Raw genomic sequence first — 467 nt, forward strand, 5'->3', positions numbered from 1 at the left:
CCGCCGATCCGCTCGCCAAACAGGATCGAGGAGCCAACCAGCATCAAGAGCGGCGTGATCTGGCCGAGCGCGGTGGAATCGGCGATCTGCATGTTGGCGACCACGCCGAGAATGATCCAGCTGATGATACCCATTTTTTCCTCTCCATCCCCTCGCCAGCCGAACATTTTCATATGATTGTCAAAACCTCAAGCCAGCTTGAAATTCCGCCCGAATGCTTCATTGTTGAGGAGGGGTCGGGCCTTGGTCGCTATGGAGGATCCACGATGGGACTTTTTGACAACGCCGTTCCCGGCGGCAACATCACCAAACCTCTGATGATCGCACTCGGCGCATTGCTGGTCGGCAAGATGCTGAGCGGCAGAAGTGCCGAAGAGCCGGAACAGTCTCCCGTGCCCGCTCCGACCGCCCCCGTCCCGACGGAAACCACATCCGCCGACGGTGGCCTGCTGGGCGGCCTGGGCCTG

Annotated in this window: 1 pseudogene; it reads left to right on the top strand. The window is 60.4% G+C overall.

The features are described 5' to 3' along the window. Positions 1 to 266 precede the first annotated feature (266 nt). Positions 267 to 467, top strand: a pseudogene (locus tag EN884_RS38170) (hypothetical protein); the annotation flags it as partial.

The organism is Mesorhizobium sp. M7A.F.Ca.AU.001.01.1.1, assembly GCF_004022735.1.
Classification (GTDB): Bacteria; Pseudomonadota; Alphaproteobacteria; order Rhizobiales; family Rhizobiaceae; genus Mesorhizobium; species Mesorhizobium ciceri.